The organism is Enterobacter sp. T1-1, assembly GCF_000710795.1.
Taxonomy (GTDB): domain Bacteria; phylum Pseudomonadota; class Gammaproteobacteria; order Enterobacterales; family Enterobacteriaceae; genus Enterobacter; species Enterobacter cloacae.
Genome location: NZ_JALW01000020.1, coordinates 92,290 through 106,986, shown reverse-complemented (window position 1 = coordinate 106,986; position 14,697 = coordinate 92,290). Strand labels below are relative to the sequence as shown.

Here is a 14,697-nt window from a genome sequence, read left to right as displayed (position 1 = left end):
CTGCCCCGTCACGGTCAAAAAAACAGTTCTCAAATTTTTGTAACAATAATTAACGGCAAGCGAACCGGCCATAAACAATTAATAATCTTCGACCCTGTGCAGTTTACTGGCACGCGGTGTTTATGCAAATAAACACCCTGCGGAAAAGTATGAAAAACAACCGCTGCATTTTTTGGAACAGCTTGTGGTATACTCCGCCGCCTTGACTTGCATCATCGCGCGCGAGCGCTGTTTTATAACGAGGAAAACAAATGAGCACACCTGAATTTGCAACTGCGGAGAATAGCCAGGAACTGGCCCAGGAAGTCAACTGCCTGAAAGCCCTGCTGACGCTGATGTTACAGGCGATGGGTCAGGCTGACGCCGGACGTGTGATCATTAAAATGGAAAAGCAAATCGCGCAGATGGAAAACCAGGCTGAGTCAGCGGTATTTGCCAATACCGTTAAGCAAATTAAACAAGCCTACCGTCAGTAAAAAAAACGGCTGAATGTGTTGCATTCAGCCGTTATCTCGTCTGGCACGCAGAACGTTCTCTCTGCTCAGATTAACCCTGTCGCCGCCGCGTAACACGCAATCTGCGTCTTGTTTGGCGCGTTGAATTTCTTCTGCATATTCTTCTGATGGAAGTTAACGGTATTCTCCGAGATAGAGAGAATGATCGCTATTTCCGCTGATGTCTTCCCTTCCGCAGTCCATTTCAGAATTTCCCGCTCACGTTTGCTGAATTTCATTTCGGGTGGCATCACCATCTCATCTTCAAAACGCAGCAGGCTGGTTAACGCCATTTGCAGCAGCATCTGCAACCGCAGCTCTAATTCTTCGCTGGTGATCGCGCCCGCCTGAACGCTGGTACACGAAACGGACAGGAAACCGAGCGCGTGATTTGGCAGCATCAGGCACTGTGTTATTCCCTTACGCAAGCCATGGTCACGTGCGCCATTCCATAATGCCTCAGCATCCGCGAATAATTCATCCGTCCAGGGTAAATGGCCCTGAATGAAATTCTCCGGTTTGAGCACCGGATCAATGGCGAAATAATTCTCTGACTGATATTGCGCCATCCACCGTTGTGGATACGTGGTGTGCACAGATATCCTGGGGCGCGTAAATGGCACAGGATGGCGTACACAGAGTGCGTAATAATCAAATTCGAGCGCCTGAGTTTGTCGCTGTAGTTCCTGATATACCTCACTGGCACTGGTCAGTGCCTGAAACCGGAGGAAGCAATCCCGTCGCCAGGTGAAAAAGTCTGAATCCTTCATACTTACTAAATGAAGCCTCTGAAATGATATTCATTATTAAGGTGAATATAACCTAACACATAAAACTTATTTCTAACCACAAAATATCGGCAATAGCACAATTAACTTTAGTTTTGATAAGGTTTATCTGTACTGAGCGGAATAAAAAAACATGGCAGACGAAACCGCGAGAGAATAATTTGCTCCAGAAGAAAAATCTGGAGCAAATGCATGCAAAAATGCTACTGCATAAGGAATTTTTCAAGGAATTGACGGGTTCGCGGCTGCTGCGGGTTGGCAAATAAACTTTTTGCCGGCCCCTGCTCCACAATCCGTCCTTGATCCATGAAAATAGCCCGGTCGGCGACGTCACGGGCAAAGCTCATTTCGTGAGTCACAATGACCATGGTGCGTTTCTCCTGTGCCAGCTGACGAATGGTGTTAAGCACCTCGCCCACCAGCTCAGGATCGAGCGCAGAAGTGGGTTCGTCAAAGAGGATCACATCCGGGCGCATTGCCAGCGCGCGGGCTATCGCCACACGCTGCTGTTGCCCGCCCGAAAGACGACGCGGATAGCTGGTCTCTTTCCCTGCCAGCCCCACTTTGGCAAGCAGTTCACGCGCGCGTGCCGTGGCTTCCTCTTTTGGTTCACCTTTCACAATCACCGGACCTTCAATAATGTTCTCCAGCACCGTCCGGTGCGGGAACAGATTGAAGCTCTGGAAAACAAACCCCACGTGCTGGCGCAGTTGGCGGATCAGGCCTTTTTGCTGGCTGATGGATTTACCGGTATCAATGGTGATCTCCCCAACCCGAATGGTGCCTCCCTCCGGCTGTTCAAGCAGGTTGATGCTGCGCAGCAGAGTGGTTTTTCCTGAGCCGCTCGGGCCAATAATCGCCACCACTTCACCCTGCTCCACCTCCAGATCGATCCCGTGGAGCACCGTTTGCCCGTGGAATTTCTTCACCAGGTTTTTAACGTCGATAGCACTCATTTTGGATCACGCTCCTGGCGGTTAAGCTGGTTTTCAAAATAGTTTTGCAGGGCAGACAGCACCGTCGCCATCACCCAGTAGATCAGCGAGGCAGCAAGATACATGGTAAACACTTCAAGCGTGCGCGAGGTGATAAGCTGCGCCTGACGGAACAGCTCCGGCACCTGAATCGTCGCCGCGAGCGAGGTGTCTTTCACCAGGCTGATAAAGCTGTTGCTGAGCGGCGGCAACGCCACCCGCGCCGCCTGCGGCAGAATGGCCCGGCGCAAGGTTTGCCACGGTGTCATACCGATACTGGCCGCGGCTTCCCACTGCCCTTTATCAATCGACGAAATTGCCGCACGAAGGGTTTCCGAGGTATACGCCGCCGTATTAAGCGACAGACCAATCATCGCCGCCGGGATCGGGTCCAGTTCAATCCCGAACTGCGGTAAACCGTAGTAGATCATAAAGAGCTGCGCGATAAGCGGCGTACCGCGAAACACAGAGATATAAAAACGAGCCAGCCAGCGCACCGGCCAGACGGGCGACATACGCATTAAGGCCAGCACAAACCCGAGTACTAGGCCGAAGAACATGCCACCAATACTGAGCTGTAAGGTGAACACCGCGCCTTTCAGCAGGAACGGCAGCGAATCGATAACCAGTTGAATACTTTCTTGCATTATTATTTTTCGACCTGATTTTTAGACATGAGGATGATAGGCAAACAGCGCGGGCGCGCCGCCGGTGTGCACAAATAAAATCGGGCCTTCATCCTTAAAGCGTTTCTGCGCAATGCCATCAATAAGCCCGGCCATCGCTTTGCCCGTATAGACCGGATCCAGCAGTATGCCCTCGAGGCGCGCCAGCAGTTTAACCGCTTCCATTCCCTCTTCGTTCGGTGTGCCGTAACCCGGCGCAAAATAGTCGTCCCACAGCAGAATATCGGCCTTTGCCTTCAGCTCCAGTTGCTCTGCCACCGCCTGCTGCAAGCTCACCACTTTGGGTTTCTGATCCGCAACGCTGCGCGATACCGTCACACCAATCAGCTCAACGTCCGGCAGCAGGTGCTCCAGCCCGACGGCCAGCCCCGCGTGCGTACCTGCACTGCCAGAGGCAATCACCACTGACGAGAGGCTCACCGCCCCTTCGCACTGCTGAGCAATCTCCAGCGCGCTTTCCACATACCCCAGCGCACCCAGCGCATTCGAGCCGCCCACCGGAATGACATACGGACGAAAGCCCTGTGCTTCAAGGCGTGTGGCCAGCTCATCGAGCTGTGCGGTCGGGTCGGTCAACGCATCGACCATTTCAACCTGCACGTTAAAGAGATCCAACAGCAGACGGTTACCGTTGGTCAGGTAGTTCTCTGCCCGTGTACCGATTGGGTTTTCCAGCAACGCCACGCAGTGCAGCCCAAGTTTTGCCGCCACCGCCGCCGTCTGGCGAACGTGGTTGGACTGAATCGCCCCTGCGGTGACGAGCGTATCCGCCCCTTCACGCAGCGCGTCAGCCGCCAGAAACTCCAGTTTGCGCAGCTTATTGCCCCCCATCGCCATTGGCGTCACGTCATCACGCTTAATAAAAATATCGCGTCCTAAATAGTCAGAAAATCGCGGCAGATACTCCAGCGGCGTCGGCGCGCCGATAAACTCCAGGCGGGGAAAGCGCGTTAAATTCTGTAGTGACATGGGTTCTCCGGTAACTCAGACAAAATGTGATATTTTTCATTATGCACGCAGACGCGTAAGAAATAAAAAAGGCGCTTTTAAAAGCGCCTTTTTTTAACGTCAAAGACTTATTTGGTGACGTCTGCCCCAAACCACTTCTCAGAAAGCGCTTTCAGGCTGCCGTCTTTTTGCATATCCGCAATGGCGGAGTCGATCGCCTTGACCAGGTCTTCGTTACCTTTACGGACAGCAACCCCGGATTCCTGACGAGAGAACGCATCACCGGCGACCGCCAGGGTGTTGTTGGTTTTCTTCACCAGATCCAGCGCCGCCAGACGGTCAACCAGGATGGCATCGATACGGCCAACGCGGAGATCCTGGTATTTTGTCGGGTCATCATCATAGGTGCGGATATCCACACCCTGAACGTTCTGGCGCAGCCACTCTTCGTAGTTGGTTCCCAGACCGACACCGACTTTCTTACCTTTCAGATCCGCGGCCGTTTTGATTGAGCCTTCGTTGCCTTTCTTCACCAGCGCCTGGATACCGGACACGGTGTACGGCGTGGAGAAGTCATACTTCTTCTTACGCTCGTCAGAAATGGTCACCTGGTTAATCACCACATCAATACGTTTGGAATCCAGCGACGCCAGCATACCGTCCCATTTGGTCGGTTTCAGGGACGCTTTCACCCCAAGGTGTTTCGCCAGTTCTTCCGCAAATTCCACTTCGAAACCGGTCAGTTTACCGTCATCACCCTGGAAGCTGAACGGAGGATAGGTTCCTTCCAGCCCGACCAACAGCGTACCGCGCTCTTTCACTTTGTTAAGCAGGTTCTCTGCGGCGAAGGTTTTCACGCTCATTCCCGCGACCAGCGCAACGGCCATAACGCCCATCAGCGCCTGACGACCCAGAAGTGCTAATTTCATAAGTACCCCGATATAGTGGAATTTTTGTGTAGTGTAGAGAAATCGCCTGCAAGGTCAAAGGCGACTGCGCTACATCTTATTCTTTTTTAATATATATCAGAAGTTGTCCCGGCGTGGGCTTTCTGCTTTACCGCCGCCGGCATTTGGACCTTATATTGTGCGTACTTGCGCAGCGCAATACGGTAGTTATTGGTACTGGTCGCAGGCAGCCACGGCTCCAGGTTTTCATCCAGGTAGCCGGTCTTGAGCAGATCGCGGGAAATGTTATTCACGGTCAGATGTTGCCCGAGGCGACGCAGGCGAACCACGTATTCGCGAACGGTCCCGTGACTCATCTCGGTCTGTTCAAACAGGAACTGTTTGAAACCGATAATATCGAAGAAGTCGCTTTGCTCTTTGCAGTGGAGATCGCCACAGAAACGGCAAAGCGCCACCCACTCTTTCTGCTCTTCGAGCCACGCGGCTTCGTCCATCAACGTGTCGAGACGAGAAATCGCAATTTTGTTGACGATTTCGCCACGACGAACCAGCGTGATACGATCGAGTAACTTGTTACAGTGGGCGCAATGCGTCTGGCTGTGTTTAAAGTCTTTCAGGTAGCGGCTTAAAGGCCGTCTTTTAGATTGCTGCACCGTCATGATAACTCCTGGTTGTCAATACGTTGTGCGGCATTTTTCAGGTGAATCAATCACCTATAACTTACCCAGCTTGGTTCGTAAGCGTTTGATGGCCTGGCTGTGCAGCTGGCTTACCCGCGACTCTCCCACTTCCAGAACAGCGCCAATCTCTTTGAGATTAAGCTCTTCCTGATAATAGAGGGTTAACACCAGCTGTTCGCGCTCTGGCAAAGCTTCAATGGCTTCCATCACGCGCTGGCGTAAATTACCTTCCATTAAATGGTGTAACGGGTTTTCTTGCTGATGCTCATCCGTCACCAGCTCGATGCTATCGCCATGCTCTTCGCGCCACTCGTCATAAGAGAAGAGTTGGCTATTATTGGTATCGAGCAACATCTGACGATACTCTTCAACAGGAATACCAAGCCGTTCCGCCACTTCCGTTTCCGTCGCGTTGCGTCCCAGTTCCTGTTCCAGCTGCCCCATCGCATGCGCCACTTCGCGCGCGTTGCGGCGAACACTGCGCGGCACCCAGTCCCGGCTGCGCAGCTCGTCCAGCATCGCACCACGAATACGCTGAACTGCGTAAGTGGTAAATGCCGTTCCTTGCAGAGCGTCGTATCGGTCAACTGCATTCAATAACCCGATACCGCCCGCCTGTAGCAGATCGTCCAGTTCCACGCTCGCCGGCAAACGCACCTGGAGGCGCAATGCTTCGTGACGCACCAGCGGGACATAACGCTGCCACAGCGAGTGTTTATCCATTACACCTTCAGCGGTATAGAGTGAATTCACGATAAACAGCCCTGCGTTAGTTGAGTTATCGGCATGATTATCCGATTCTGCAGGGCGTTCAATTGGATGAATAGTGGGTAAAATAAGGGGTTATTTGGGGGTTACCGATGCATGTCGGGATAACATGCATCCTGCAGCAGGAATAACGTCAGCCTTTTTTACACAGCAAGAATATGCTTGAACATAAATCAGGGTATTGATGGCCTAACTCGTAGCAGCCCTCAAGATATTGCGTCGAGATGATATCCGTCTGTAAAAGTTTATCCCACTGGAAATTAGCCAGCGCTTTGAAAAAAATACCTGTGCGATAAACCACATTCAGTCCGGCAAGACGGGCATCTCTCTCAAGCGTATCCAGAGAATAAGTGCAACGATGGCCATGGAGAAACTCGGCCTCCGTCACCGCACTATTATGCGAGATTAATCCCATTTTGACCGCAATCTGTCTGGAAGCGGCATGCGCATTGGGACACACCAGAAAAAGGTGTCCGTCATCCGTTAGCCATTCATCATTAATGCGTTTTAAGAGGTTAACGGGATCGTCAATATGCTCCAGTACATGGGTGAGAACAATATTGTCATAACGCTCAGGAAGTTGAACATCCTCAAAGCGGGAATGGACAAACGAGACATTTTTTCCCAGGCGCTCACGGGCGATGGTCATCGCCTCTTCGGAAGCTTCCACGCAGGTGATGGCGTTAAATTTTTCAGCCAGGCGTGCGGTGAAATCACCTTTAAAACTACCCAGTTCAAGTAAATTACCCGGCTTAAAGAACGGTGTGAACGCACGAATCATAAAAGGGTGCATCACATCAAAATCAAAGTTATAGGCGTACTGATGATCGGCAGTATCTTTGATTTCCAGATTGTAATCACGAAGGGTCATGTTGTTTTCTCTCTCTGTAAAGTCATGGTTATCTTTGAACCGTTTGCTATTCCAAAGGTAAAACCATGCTTTAGATATAAACGTTGTGCCGACACGTTATTCTTATCGACTTCAAGATTAATTTCAGTCACACCCAGGGAGTGTAAATGTGCAATGCTTTGAATTAACAGCTGGCTACCTATGCCGCAATGCTGAGCGTCCGGCAAAACGGAAACATTGGTAATAAATCCCTGCTGACGCTGCGCGTTATAATACGCAGCCACCAGTCCTCTGAGGGTGTTGTTTTGCCAGGCTTCGCTTCGCCATGCCCGCGCCACTATTTTTTGGGCATAGTCCTGTAACGCTATTCTTTCGCTGATTGACGCAATAAATAGCGGGTCACACCGGTTAAAATGTTCGACTATCTCCTCACGAGAGGCGCGGTTTTGACAAAACACCCAGCGATTCATAACACCAGTTCCGCAAGGCCGAAGCCCGCTTTGCCAAACGCATTACCGTTATAAAGCAAATAGACTTTTTCATCGCAGCGGAAAAGATGGGGATAGCACTGCATTTCGCTGTCCCAGTCATCCACGGACGCGAGCGACGCCATCTGGCTATCATCACGATGCCAGTGGTGTAAATCATCAGACCAGGCATAGCCCAGACGATAACCGCGCCCCTGCCCAGTACGGAAATCGAAACACTCCCGGAAGCAAAAGACCATATGATACCGGCCATTGATTTCAATCACCGTCGGCAGCGCCTGGCATTCGTCTTCCCCCAGCACCGAAGGAATGATTTGCTGGCTGTCACGCTGCCAGTTGATGCCATCGTCTGATTCCGCATGGGCAATTTTATAAATGCGATCCGGCACCGATTCCGGCGTGCGCTTTTTCCAGCCCGTGCCAAAGATGTACCACATGTGGAAACGTTCACGGGTATGGATGACAAAGGCATCACCCACTAAGTGTGGCTCGTGCAATGAGGGGCCCATCACCGGCCCGGTACCGACACGGGTGAAGTGTTCGCCATTGTCTGTGCTTACTGCCAGACCAATGGCCGTATCAACCGAGACCGAAACGCGACGGTTCCACCCGGTTGTCCAGGCCATGATTTTGCCGTCGTGACGCAGAACGTTGCAGGGGAAAATACCGTGCTCGTCGAATGTGCCCAGTTCAGCAGGAGCAAGCACCGGCTCGGGACTGATGCGAAGCACCTCCCGCAGAGATTTATCCATATCCACATAGCAGACGCGGCTGATGAACTTTGCTGAGTGCTTTTCTTGCTCACGCGTGGAGAAGAAGATACGGACAAAGTCATCAAACACCAGCGCTTGCGGAGACTGGGCAAACCCCACCCCATTTGTCAGAGGAGGAAACTGTGACGGCGAATAGATAAGTCCGTGCTTACGCCAGTTCAGGGTTAGCATAATTTGCCCTCCAGTTGTGCCAGGCCAAAGCCATAGCGGCCCACCTGATCCCCCAGATAAGCCATGTAAATAGTGCCATCCAGTTCAAATACGTGTGGGTAGCTGATCATCTCGGCATCCCACCCGGAGGCAGACACATCAATGCCAGCTTTACTGTCATCCCGATGCCACGTGATCATATCAAGACTCCACGCGTAGCCGATGCGGTAACCGTTCTGCTTTCCGCGATAATGGGCGCTGTAGCGGTAGCAAAAGAACATATGGTATTTGCCGTTGGCGTAAAAGACATCCGGGCTGGCCTGCGCCTCGTCCTCTTCGATACGGCTGGGGATCAGATCTTTATTCAGCTTCGTCCAGTTGATGCCATCGTCAGAGGTCGCCATGCGGATCTTGTAGACCGGCTCTGCGCGGCCATCCACCCACTTCCATTTGCGCCCGGCGATATAAAAAAGCTGCCACTGGTTATTGAATCTGCGAATTTTTGGCCCACTCATCACAAACGGCTCATCCGGTGAGTAGCCAATTGCCGGTCCCGGGCCCGCTTTAACAAAGGTTTCCCCCTGGTCATGGCTCACCGCCATGCCAATCGCCACGTTAAACGGCACCGATTCGCAGCGAGTCCAGCCTGCATACCAGGCTTTTACCACATCGTTATCGCGCATTACGGAGACGGGATAGGTTCCAAATTCGTCAAATTCTCCGTATCCGCCCAACGGGAGAATCGGTTCGCGGGCGACGCGCAACACGTGGAAGAGATCGTCACGTGCCAAATCGACCCAGGCGGAGTAGCTGACATATTTTCCCTGTTCATCGGCGGGTGGACGGCAGGAGAAATAGACGCGTACGAAATCATCAAAGATCAGCGTCGCAGGGGCCTGCGCAAACTCTTTAAGCCAGGGGAGATGGGTCACTTCCTGCGGGGTAAAGACCTTACCCAATTTTTTCCATGTAAACATATTAAATTAACTCATAACCATGCTGGAGGCGACGAACCACCTCATTGCGAGGGTTAAACATCATGACGTCAATAATCGACAGCCACGGAATAAACGCCGCGTCAGAATGCGGGTAGTGCCACGGCTGCGGCTGGATAAATTTCAGCTCAAGTCCGCGGTCGACAAAATCCTCCCGGGAATAGAGCGCCATGCCCCCCGGAGGATTAATATACGTACGGGCGTTCATCACCTGACAAATATCGATGACGCGATCCTGAGACTTTAACGCGTGATTCGCCGGTAATGAGGACGAGACAATCAGCTCGCAGGAGAAGCCAAAATAGTCCCGCAGCCGGTTCAGCCCCTGCCACAGATAATTAAAAAGGTTTTCGTCCGGGTTCTGAATAATCTCCTCAACCACCGGCATTACCGCAGAAAATGAGGGGGCGTGGCGATACGCCCCGATAATCTGATTGCACAGCTTGTTGCGGTCAAATGTGGCTGAGAGCTGCCGCTCCCTGATATCCAGAAAGTCCGAGTCTTTTTTTAGCGGCAGCGAGATTAACGACTCCGCACCGCGAACCTGAATACGGTTACGGTTAATCCACCCTTTTTTCGTGTATTTGATGTTGTCATACACCACGAAAGCATCAACGGCCGCCATGAGCTGAAAATAGCCGCAATACGGGAAAAAATAGGGTTGCATGATCGCCAGCTTCATCGGTTTCCTTTCCTATCCATTGACCACCAGCGCTGGCTCTGCCGCATGAGCAGCATCGATAAACAAGCCCTGAATAATCTCAATAATACGACGCTGATCGGCCACCGGCAGTCCGGGATAGATAGGCAGGCAAAGCACCGCATGAGAAATTTCATCGGCAACCGGGAGATGTTGTACATTCGCCGTCGGGAAGTGGCGATACATCGGGAAGGCGCTGATAAGCGGGTAGAAATAACGGCGGGCATAGATATTATGCTTACGTAATTCCGCATAAATCGCATCCCGGCTGACCGCCGAATCTGCGCGAATAAGTACCGGGAAGTAAGAGTAATTCCATTCAATATTACTGGCCGGTTTAATGTATTCCAGCGCCGGAAGCGCGGCATCGAGCAGTTCAACGTAACGCTGATAAATCACCGCGCGCTCCTGCAGCGCACCGTCAATATACTTTAATTGCAGCAGTCCCATGGCCGCCTGCACTTCATTCATTTTGGCGTTAATACCCGGCGCCATCACGATGGTTTCATCGGCAAAACCAAAGTTTTTAAGATAATCGATGCGCTGTTTGGTTTTGGCGTCGTGGCAAATAATGGCGCCCCCTTCGAAGGTATTAAATACCTTCGTGGCGTGGAAGCTCAGCACGGAGAGATCGCCATAATTGAGAATGCTGGCGTTATCCTGTTTGACGCCGAAACAGTGGGCCGCATCGTAAATCACCTTCAGCCCATAGGTATCGGCAATCTTCTGGATGCGTTCCATATCGCACGGAATACCGTAGCAGTGAACCGGCATGATGGCCGTTGTTTTAGGCGTAATCAGTTCTTCAATGCGATCCGGATCGATATTAAACGTGACAGGGTCAATATCGGCAAACACCGGCGTTAAATCATTCCACAGCAGGCTGTGAGAGGTGGCGACAAAGGAGTATGGCGTGGTGATCACTTCGCCCGTAATACGCAATGTCTGCAGCGCCGTCAGCAGCGCGAGCGTGCCGTTAGAGAACAGGCAGACATGCTTTACGCCCAGATAGGCCGCCAGCGCCTCTTCCAGTTGCTGATGGAATTGCCCGCTGTTGGTCAAAATTTTACTTTCCCACAAGGTCTCCAGGTAAGGGATAAACTCCTCAAGTGGCGGAAGAAGTGGACTGGTAACGTAGACATTTTTCATAAGTTAATCCTCAGTACCTGTTACCCGGAAACTGTGAGGTGCTTCGTCAGCACACCATTTACGCCAGGCCTGACGTAGGGCCTGCTGGAAAGGAATCGCCACATTGCTCTGCCCCTGCGTCGGGATCGTGCTCCGCATGTTCTGGCGCAAGGCGTTAAGGGTTTCCAGTTGGGTTTGCCAGCGCACGGCTTTATCGAAATAGTCCTGCTGACTTTCCGCAACAAATTCATCCAGCCCGTAGATATGCATAATCTCGAGCCCCTGACGGGCTGGATAGGTCGCCCCTGCCAGGGTGAGCGTCGGGACGCCCATCCAGATGCCATGGCTGGTGGTGGTGCCTCCGTTGTATGGGAAGGAGTCAAGGAGCATGTCCACCTCGTGATGCATCTGCAGGTAGGCCTCCATTCCCGTGGTTTTACGAAAGATCAGCTGTTCATCCGCTACGCCCAGCGCATTGAGCTTCTTGCGGTAGCGGGCGATCATCGCGTCATCATCCATAAAACCAATCAGCAGCCTTGACGTGGCGTTATGCTGGAGAATGCGCGCCCACAGCGCGAAGACCCGATCGTTCAATTTTTTAGGACGGTTAAAGCTACCGTAGGTAAACCAGCCGTTCGTCAGGGCTGGCAGCGTATTGACGTCAGGACTGGACGCATCCGGCTCGAAGAAATTATCAAGCGGGATCGCAATCAGCTTCTCCGTGAACTGCGCGTCTATCGCCGCATTTCTGACAAACCCGGTACTGATAATGCGGTAATCCATCTGCGTCATCCCGGTTGTGCCCGGGTAGCCCAGCCAGGTGATTTGCACTGGCGCAGGCTTAAAGGCAAACGCAGGTAACCGCGTTCCGGTGGTATGGCCCGAAAGGTCAAAAAGAATATCGATCCCGTCACTGTGGATCTGTTTTGCCAGCTCAACGTTATTGAGATCGGTAACGGATAACCACTTCGTCGAGGTGTTACGGAAGTGCTCCGTGACGGCATCATCTTTATCGAGCGTGCTATAGCCGTAGAGGGAGAACTGTTCCCGGTCCATACCATCCCAGAACGGCCGCAGGAAGCGGCTTACCGGGTGGTTGCGGAAATCGCCGGAGACAAAGCCGACGCGCAGCGGCCGCTCTGGATCCTTGCTACCCTGCCACGGCAGCGCCAGGTCGAATTTTTTCGCCCATGCGCTCACCAGCTCGCCATAAGCAAGATGGCGCTCGAAGAGCACCTCCGGCGAGACGGAAAAATCGTGGGTCAGAACAAACAGCAAGCTGGTGAAACAGTCAAAATCACCCGGCGCAAACTCGAGCGATTTTTCAAGGAAATAGCGTGCTTCCGTCAGTTTCTGGTTATCACTCAGAATGATGCCCATCATTGCGAGATGCAGCGGGTTCGTGGCGTTATAGCGCAAAGACTCTCTGGCACAGCGTTCAGCCATGGCCATGTTGCGGCGCGAGTGATACACCACCGCCAGCGTATTCCAGAATGACGCGTTGTTTTTATTCAACCGCAGCAGCGCCTGGAGGATGCGGGCTGAATAATGCAACTCACCCTTTTTCTGCAGCACCGTGGCCAGGTCGAACCAGATATCCTGCCCGGCAGAGTAGTGGCTCATCAGTTGACCGAGTGCCGACAAGGCCTCATCCCAGTCCCCCATCAGCAGGCTGGCGCGGGAATAGCAGCGAAGCGTATGCAGGTTATGGGGATCGTTTTCAATCTGTCCGCGGATATAATCGCGCGCGTCTTTAGCCAGCCCCGCAGCAATCAGGGCGTTGACGTTTTTGTAGATGAGATCGATAGCAGGATCCTGTTCATCCTTCTCCCCTGCCATTATTTGTCCGTCAGCCAGTAAACCACCCTGCTGCGACCCGACGTTAAGCAGCAACAGCGTATCGATGCTACGTTTGAGATAGTCGACATCCCCCGGGCGTAAATAATGCTGCTGTGCTCTGCGCCACGCTTCAGGGGAGCCTTTCAACAGACCTTTCGCTTTCAGTGCCGAAAAAAGTTCGCTGCTTTTGGCCTGATTGACATCCATCCCTGCAAGTGCAAATTCACGCTCTTCCTGACTAAGCGTGACGCGCGCGCCCCACAGATTAAACGTGACGTCGGCGTCATCGCCTGCCTGAAGAGGTGAAATGAAGGCAAGTTCACGTTCCGGTTGAACATTGTATGGCCCTGGTGAACCGGCCCAGTAGAGTCCCGGAATTTGATTGAGAAACAGATCTTTCAGTGACTCAAGTACCTGTTGGGCGACATCCTCCTCCTTTTCAGGAAGACGGGTGTTGAACACCAGCTGTTCAAACGACAGGCTCAGCGGCCATGCGCCGCCAAGCAGATCAAGAATGTGCAGGGTCGTGGTATTAAGCGTTGAGAAAAACTTCCCTTCCGCGTTGGTGTGAGCATTAACAATTTCACCCCGTTCGTTGCGGTAACGCCTGAAATCACCGGCCCAGTGCAGCGTGTTCAGGCGGGTAAAATCCAGCGCCGCCGCGTTGACGGCATCATCACGGGAAAGCAGGCTGACGCGCTCGCGACGGTTGACGGCAAAATCGAGATATTGCTGCGCGGCAATCGACGTCTGTCCGGATGAGACCAGAGCGTGCAGCTGATGAATTTGCTCGCTAACGCTTTCACCCGTTTCGTACTGCGGCAGCGCATCTCCCACGTAGCGTAACCCGCAGGCGGAAAGGCTATCGTTGAAGTGAATAAACTGCCCGGAGGTATGGGTGGCGCTTGCCAGCATCTCACTAAGGGTGGCGTCGTCAACGTGCTCCATCGCGAGCACATGGTGTTTGTTCTCGCCTTCCGGCTGGGTCATTGCCAGATAGCTGAGCATGCCGCGAGCAAACGCCACCTGCTCTTCTGGCCGGCCCGCAAGACGTGCATGGAAAGCCAGCGCATCCTGGACATATTGCGCCGCGGACTCAGGCGGGGTAAAGGTTTGATGAATGGCAATCATGCCGCGCGCCGCCAAATGACGACGACACCACTGTAACAGCGCGTCACGCTCTGGCATGCCAGCAGGAATAAAGTCCCCGCGGATCAGAATGTAATCGAATTCACCCGGCGACACGCTCAGCACATCGTTAAGACCCGCCGCAACCAGTTCGATATTGGCGATACCCAGACGCTGCGCCTGCCTCTGCCCTGCTAAAACAGCCTCTTCGTTACTATCAATCCCTATCCCGACACAATCCGGCCAGGCCAGCGCAGCGGATAACAACACATCTCCCTGTCCGCAGCCTAAATCCAGGACGCGCGCATTTTCAGGCGCCCCGGCAGGAAACTGATACAGAGCAGCGGCAGCCTGCAGACTGGATAGCGTGAATCGATTATCTGGATACAACATACAGAGA

16 protein-coding genes are annotated in these 14,697 nt (G+C 52.8%); 2 read left to right on the top strand and 14 right to left on the bottom strand.

The genetic code is table 11. From position 1 onward, the window contains the following. The first annotated feature begins 184 nt into the window (after positions 1-184). Both AK59_RS1000000125445 and AK59_RS0108760 read left to right on the top strand, forming a co-directional pair. Positions 185-265, top strand: a complete 81-nt coding sequence (locus tag AK59_RS1000000125445; protein ID WP_442854875.1) for a hypothetical protein — start codon at positions 185-187, stop codon at positions 263-265. Further along, a complete protein-coding gene (locus AK59_RS0108760) occupies positions 252-476 on the top strand; it encodes a DUF2594 family protein (protein ID WP_013096025.1) in 225 nt (74 codons plus the stop codon). Before AK59_RS1000000125445 ends, AK59_RS0108760 begins: the two co-directional genes overlap by 14 nt. A gap of 65 nt (positions 477-541) precedes the next feature. Here AK59_RS0108760 and sdiA read toward each other — a convergent pair whose 3' ends face one another. The 14 genes from sdiA to AK59_RS0108690 form a co-directional block, all read right to left on the bottom strand. Next, entirely contained in the window at positions 542-1,264 is a 723-nt protein-coding gene (gene sdiA / locus AK59_RS0108755) for a transcriptional regulator SdiA (RefSeq protein ID WP_029882578.1), read from the bottom strand. Positions 1,265-1,485: 221 nt separating this feature from the next. Beyond that, positions 1,486-2,238, bottom strand: coding sequence for an L-cystine ABC transporter ATP-binding protein TcyN (tcyN, locus tag AK59_RS0108750; RefSeq protein WP_013096023.1), 753 nt, complete (start codon positions 2,236-2,238; stop codon positions 1,486-1,488). Continuing rightward, complete coding sequence (gene tcyL / locus AK59_RS0108745) at positions 2,235-2,903, bottom strand: cystine ABC transporter permease (RefSeq protein ID WP_013096022.1); 669 nt, start codon at positions 2,901-2,903, stop codon at positions 2,235-2,237. The genes tcyN and tcyL overlap by 4 nt, the downstream gene beginning before the upstream one ends. 21 nt (positions 2,904-2,924) lie before the next feature. Then, the gene (gene dcyD, locus AK59_RS0108740; RefSeq protein WP_029882577.1) at positions 2,925-3,911 is read right to left on the bottom strand and encodes a D-cysteine desulfhydrase; all 987 of its coding nucleotides are present in this window, start codon (positions 3,909-3,911) and stop codon (positions 2,925-2,927) included. A 107-nt stretch (positions 3,912-4,018) separates the two neighbouring features. Beyond that, a complete protein-coding gene (tcyJ, locus tag AK59_RS0108735; protein ID WP_013096020.1) occupies positions 4,019-4,819 on the bottom strand; it encodes a cystine ABC transporter substrate-binding protein in 801 nt (266 codons plus the stop codon). Positions 4,820-4,905: 86 nt separating this feature from the next. Beyond that, on the bottom strand, positions 4,906-5,457 hold the full coding sequence (gene fliZ, locus AK59_RS0108730) for a flagella biosynthesis regulatory protein FliZ (RefSeq protein WP_013096019.1): 552 nt from the start codon (positions 5,455-5,457) through the stop codon (positions 4,906-4,908). A 54-nt stretch (positions 5,458-5,511) separates the two neighbouring features. Next, complete coding sequence (locus tag AK59_RS0108725; RefSeq protein WP_013096018.1) at positions 5,512-6,231, bottom strand: RNA polymerase sigma factor FliA; 720 nt, start codon at positions 6,229-6,231, stop codon at positions 5,512-5,514. A gap of 148 nt (positions 6,232-6,379) precedes the next feature. Next, positions 6,380-7,117, bottom strand: a complete 738-nt coding sequence (locus AK59_RS0108720) for a class I SAM-dependent methyltransferase (protein ID WP_023622419.1) — start codon at positions 7,115-7,117, stop codon at positions 6,380-6,382. Next, complete coding sequence (locus AK59_RS0108715) at positions 7,114-7,566, bottom strand: GNAT family N-acetyltransferase (RefSeq protein ID WP_029882576.1); 453 nt, start codon at positions 7,564-7,566, stop codon at positions 7,114-7,116. The genes AK59_RS0108720 and AK59_RS0108715 overlap by 4 nt, the downstream gene beginning before the upstream one ends. Then, positions 7,563-8,528 (bottom strand): hypothetical protein, encoded by a 966-nt coding sequence (locus AK59_RS0108710; protein WP_029882575.1) that lies wholly within the window; start codon positions 8,526-8,528, stop codon positions 7,563-7,565. The genes AK59_RS0108715 and AK59_RS0108710 overlap by 4 nt, the downstream gene beginning before the upstream one ends. Continuing rightward, positions 8,522-9,484, bottom strand: coding sequence for a glycosylase (locus tag AK59_RS0108705; RefSeq protein ID WP_028028148.1), 963 nt, complete (start codon positions 9,482-9,484; stop codon positions 8,522-8,524). The genes AK59_RS0108710 and AK59_RS0108705 overlap by 7 nt, the downstream gene beginning before the upstream one ends. Before the next feature lies 1 nt (position 9,485). After that, positions 9,486-10,184, bottom strand: a complete 699-nt coding sequence (locus AK59_RS0108700) for a WbqC family protein (protein ID WP_013096013.1) — start codon at positions 10,182-10,184, stop codon at positions 9,486-9,488. Between the two features lie 12 nt (positions 10,185-10,196). Beyond that, entirely contained in the window at positions 10,197-11,351 is a 1,155-nt protein-coding gene (locus AK59_RS0108695; protein WP_013096012.1) for a DegT/DnrJ/EryC1/StrS family aminotransferase, read from the bottom strand. Positions 11,352-11,354: 3 nt separating this feature from the next. Further along, on the bottom strand, positions 11,355-14,690 hold the full coding sequence (locus AK59_RS0108690) for an O-linked N-acetylglucosamine transferase family protein (RefSeq protein ID WP_029882574.1): 3,336 nt from the start codon (positions 14,688-14,690) through the stop codon (positions 11,355-11,357). Positions 14,691-14,697 lie beyond the last annotated feature (7 nt).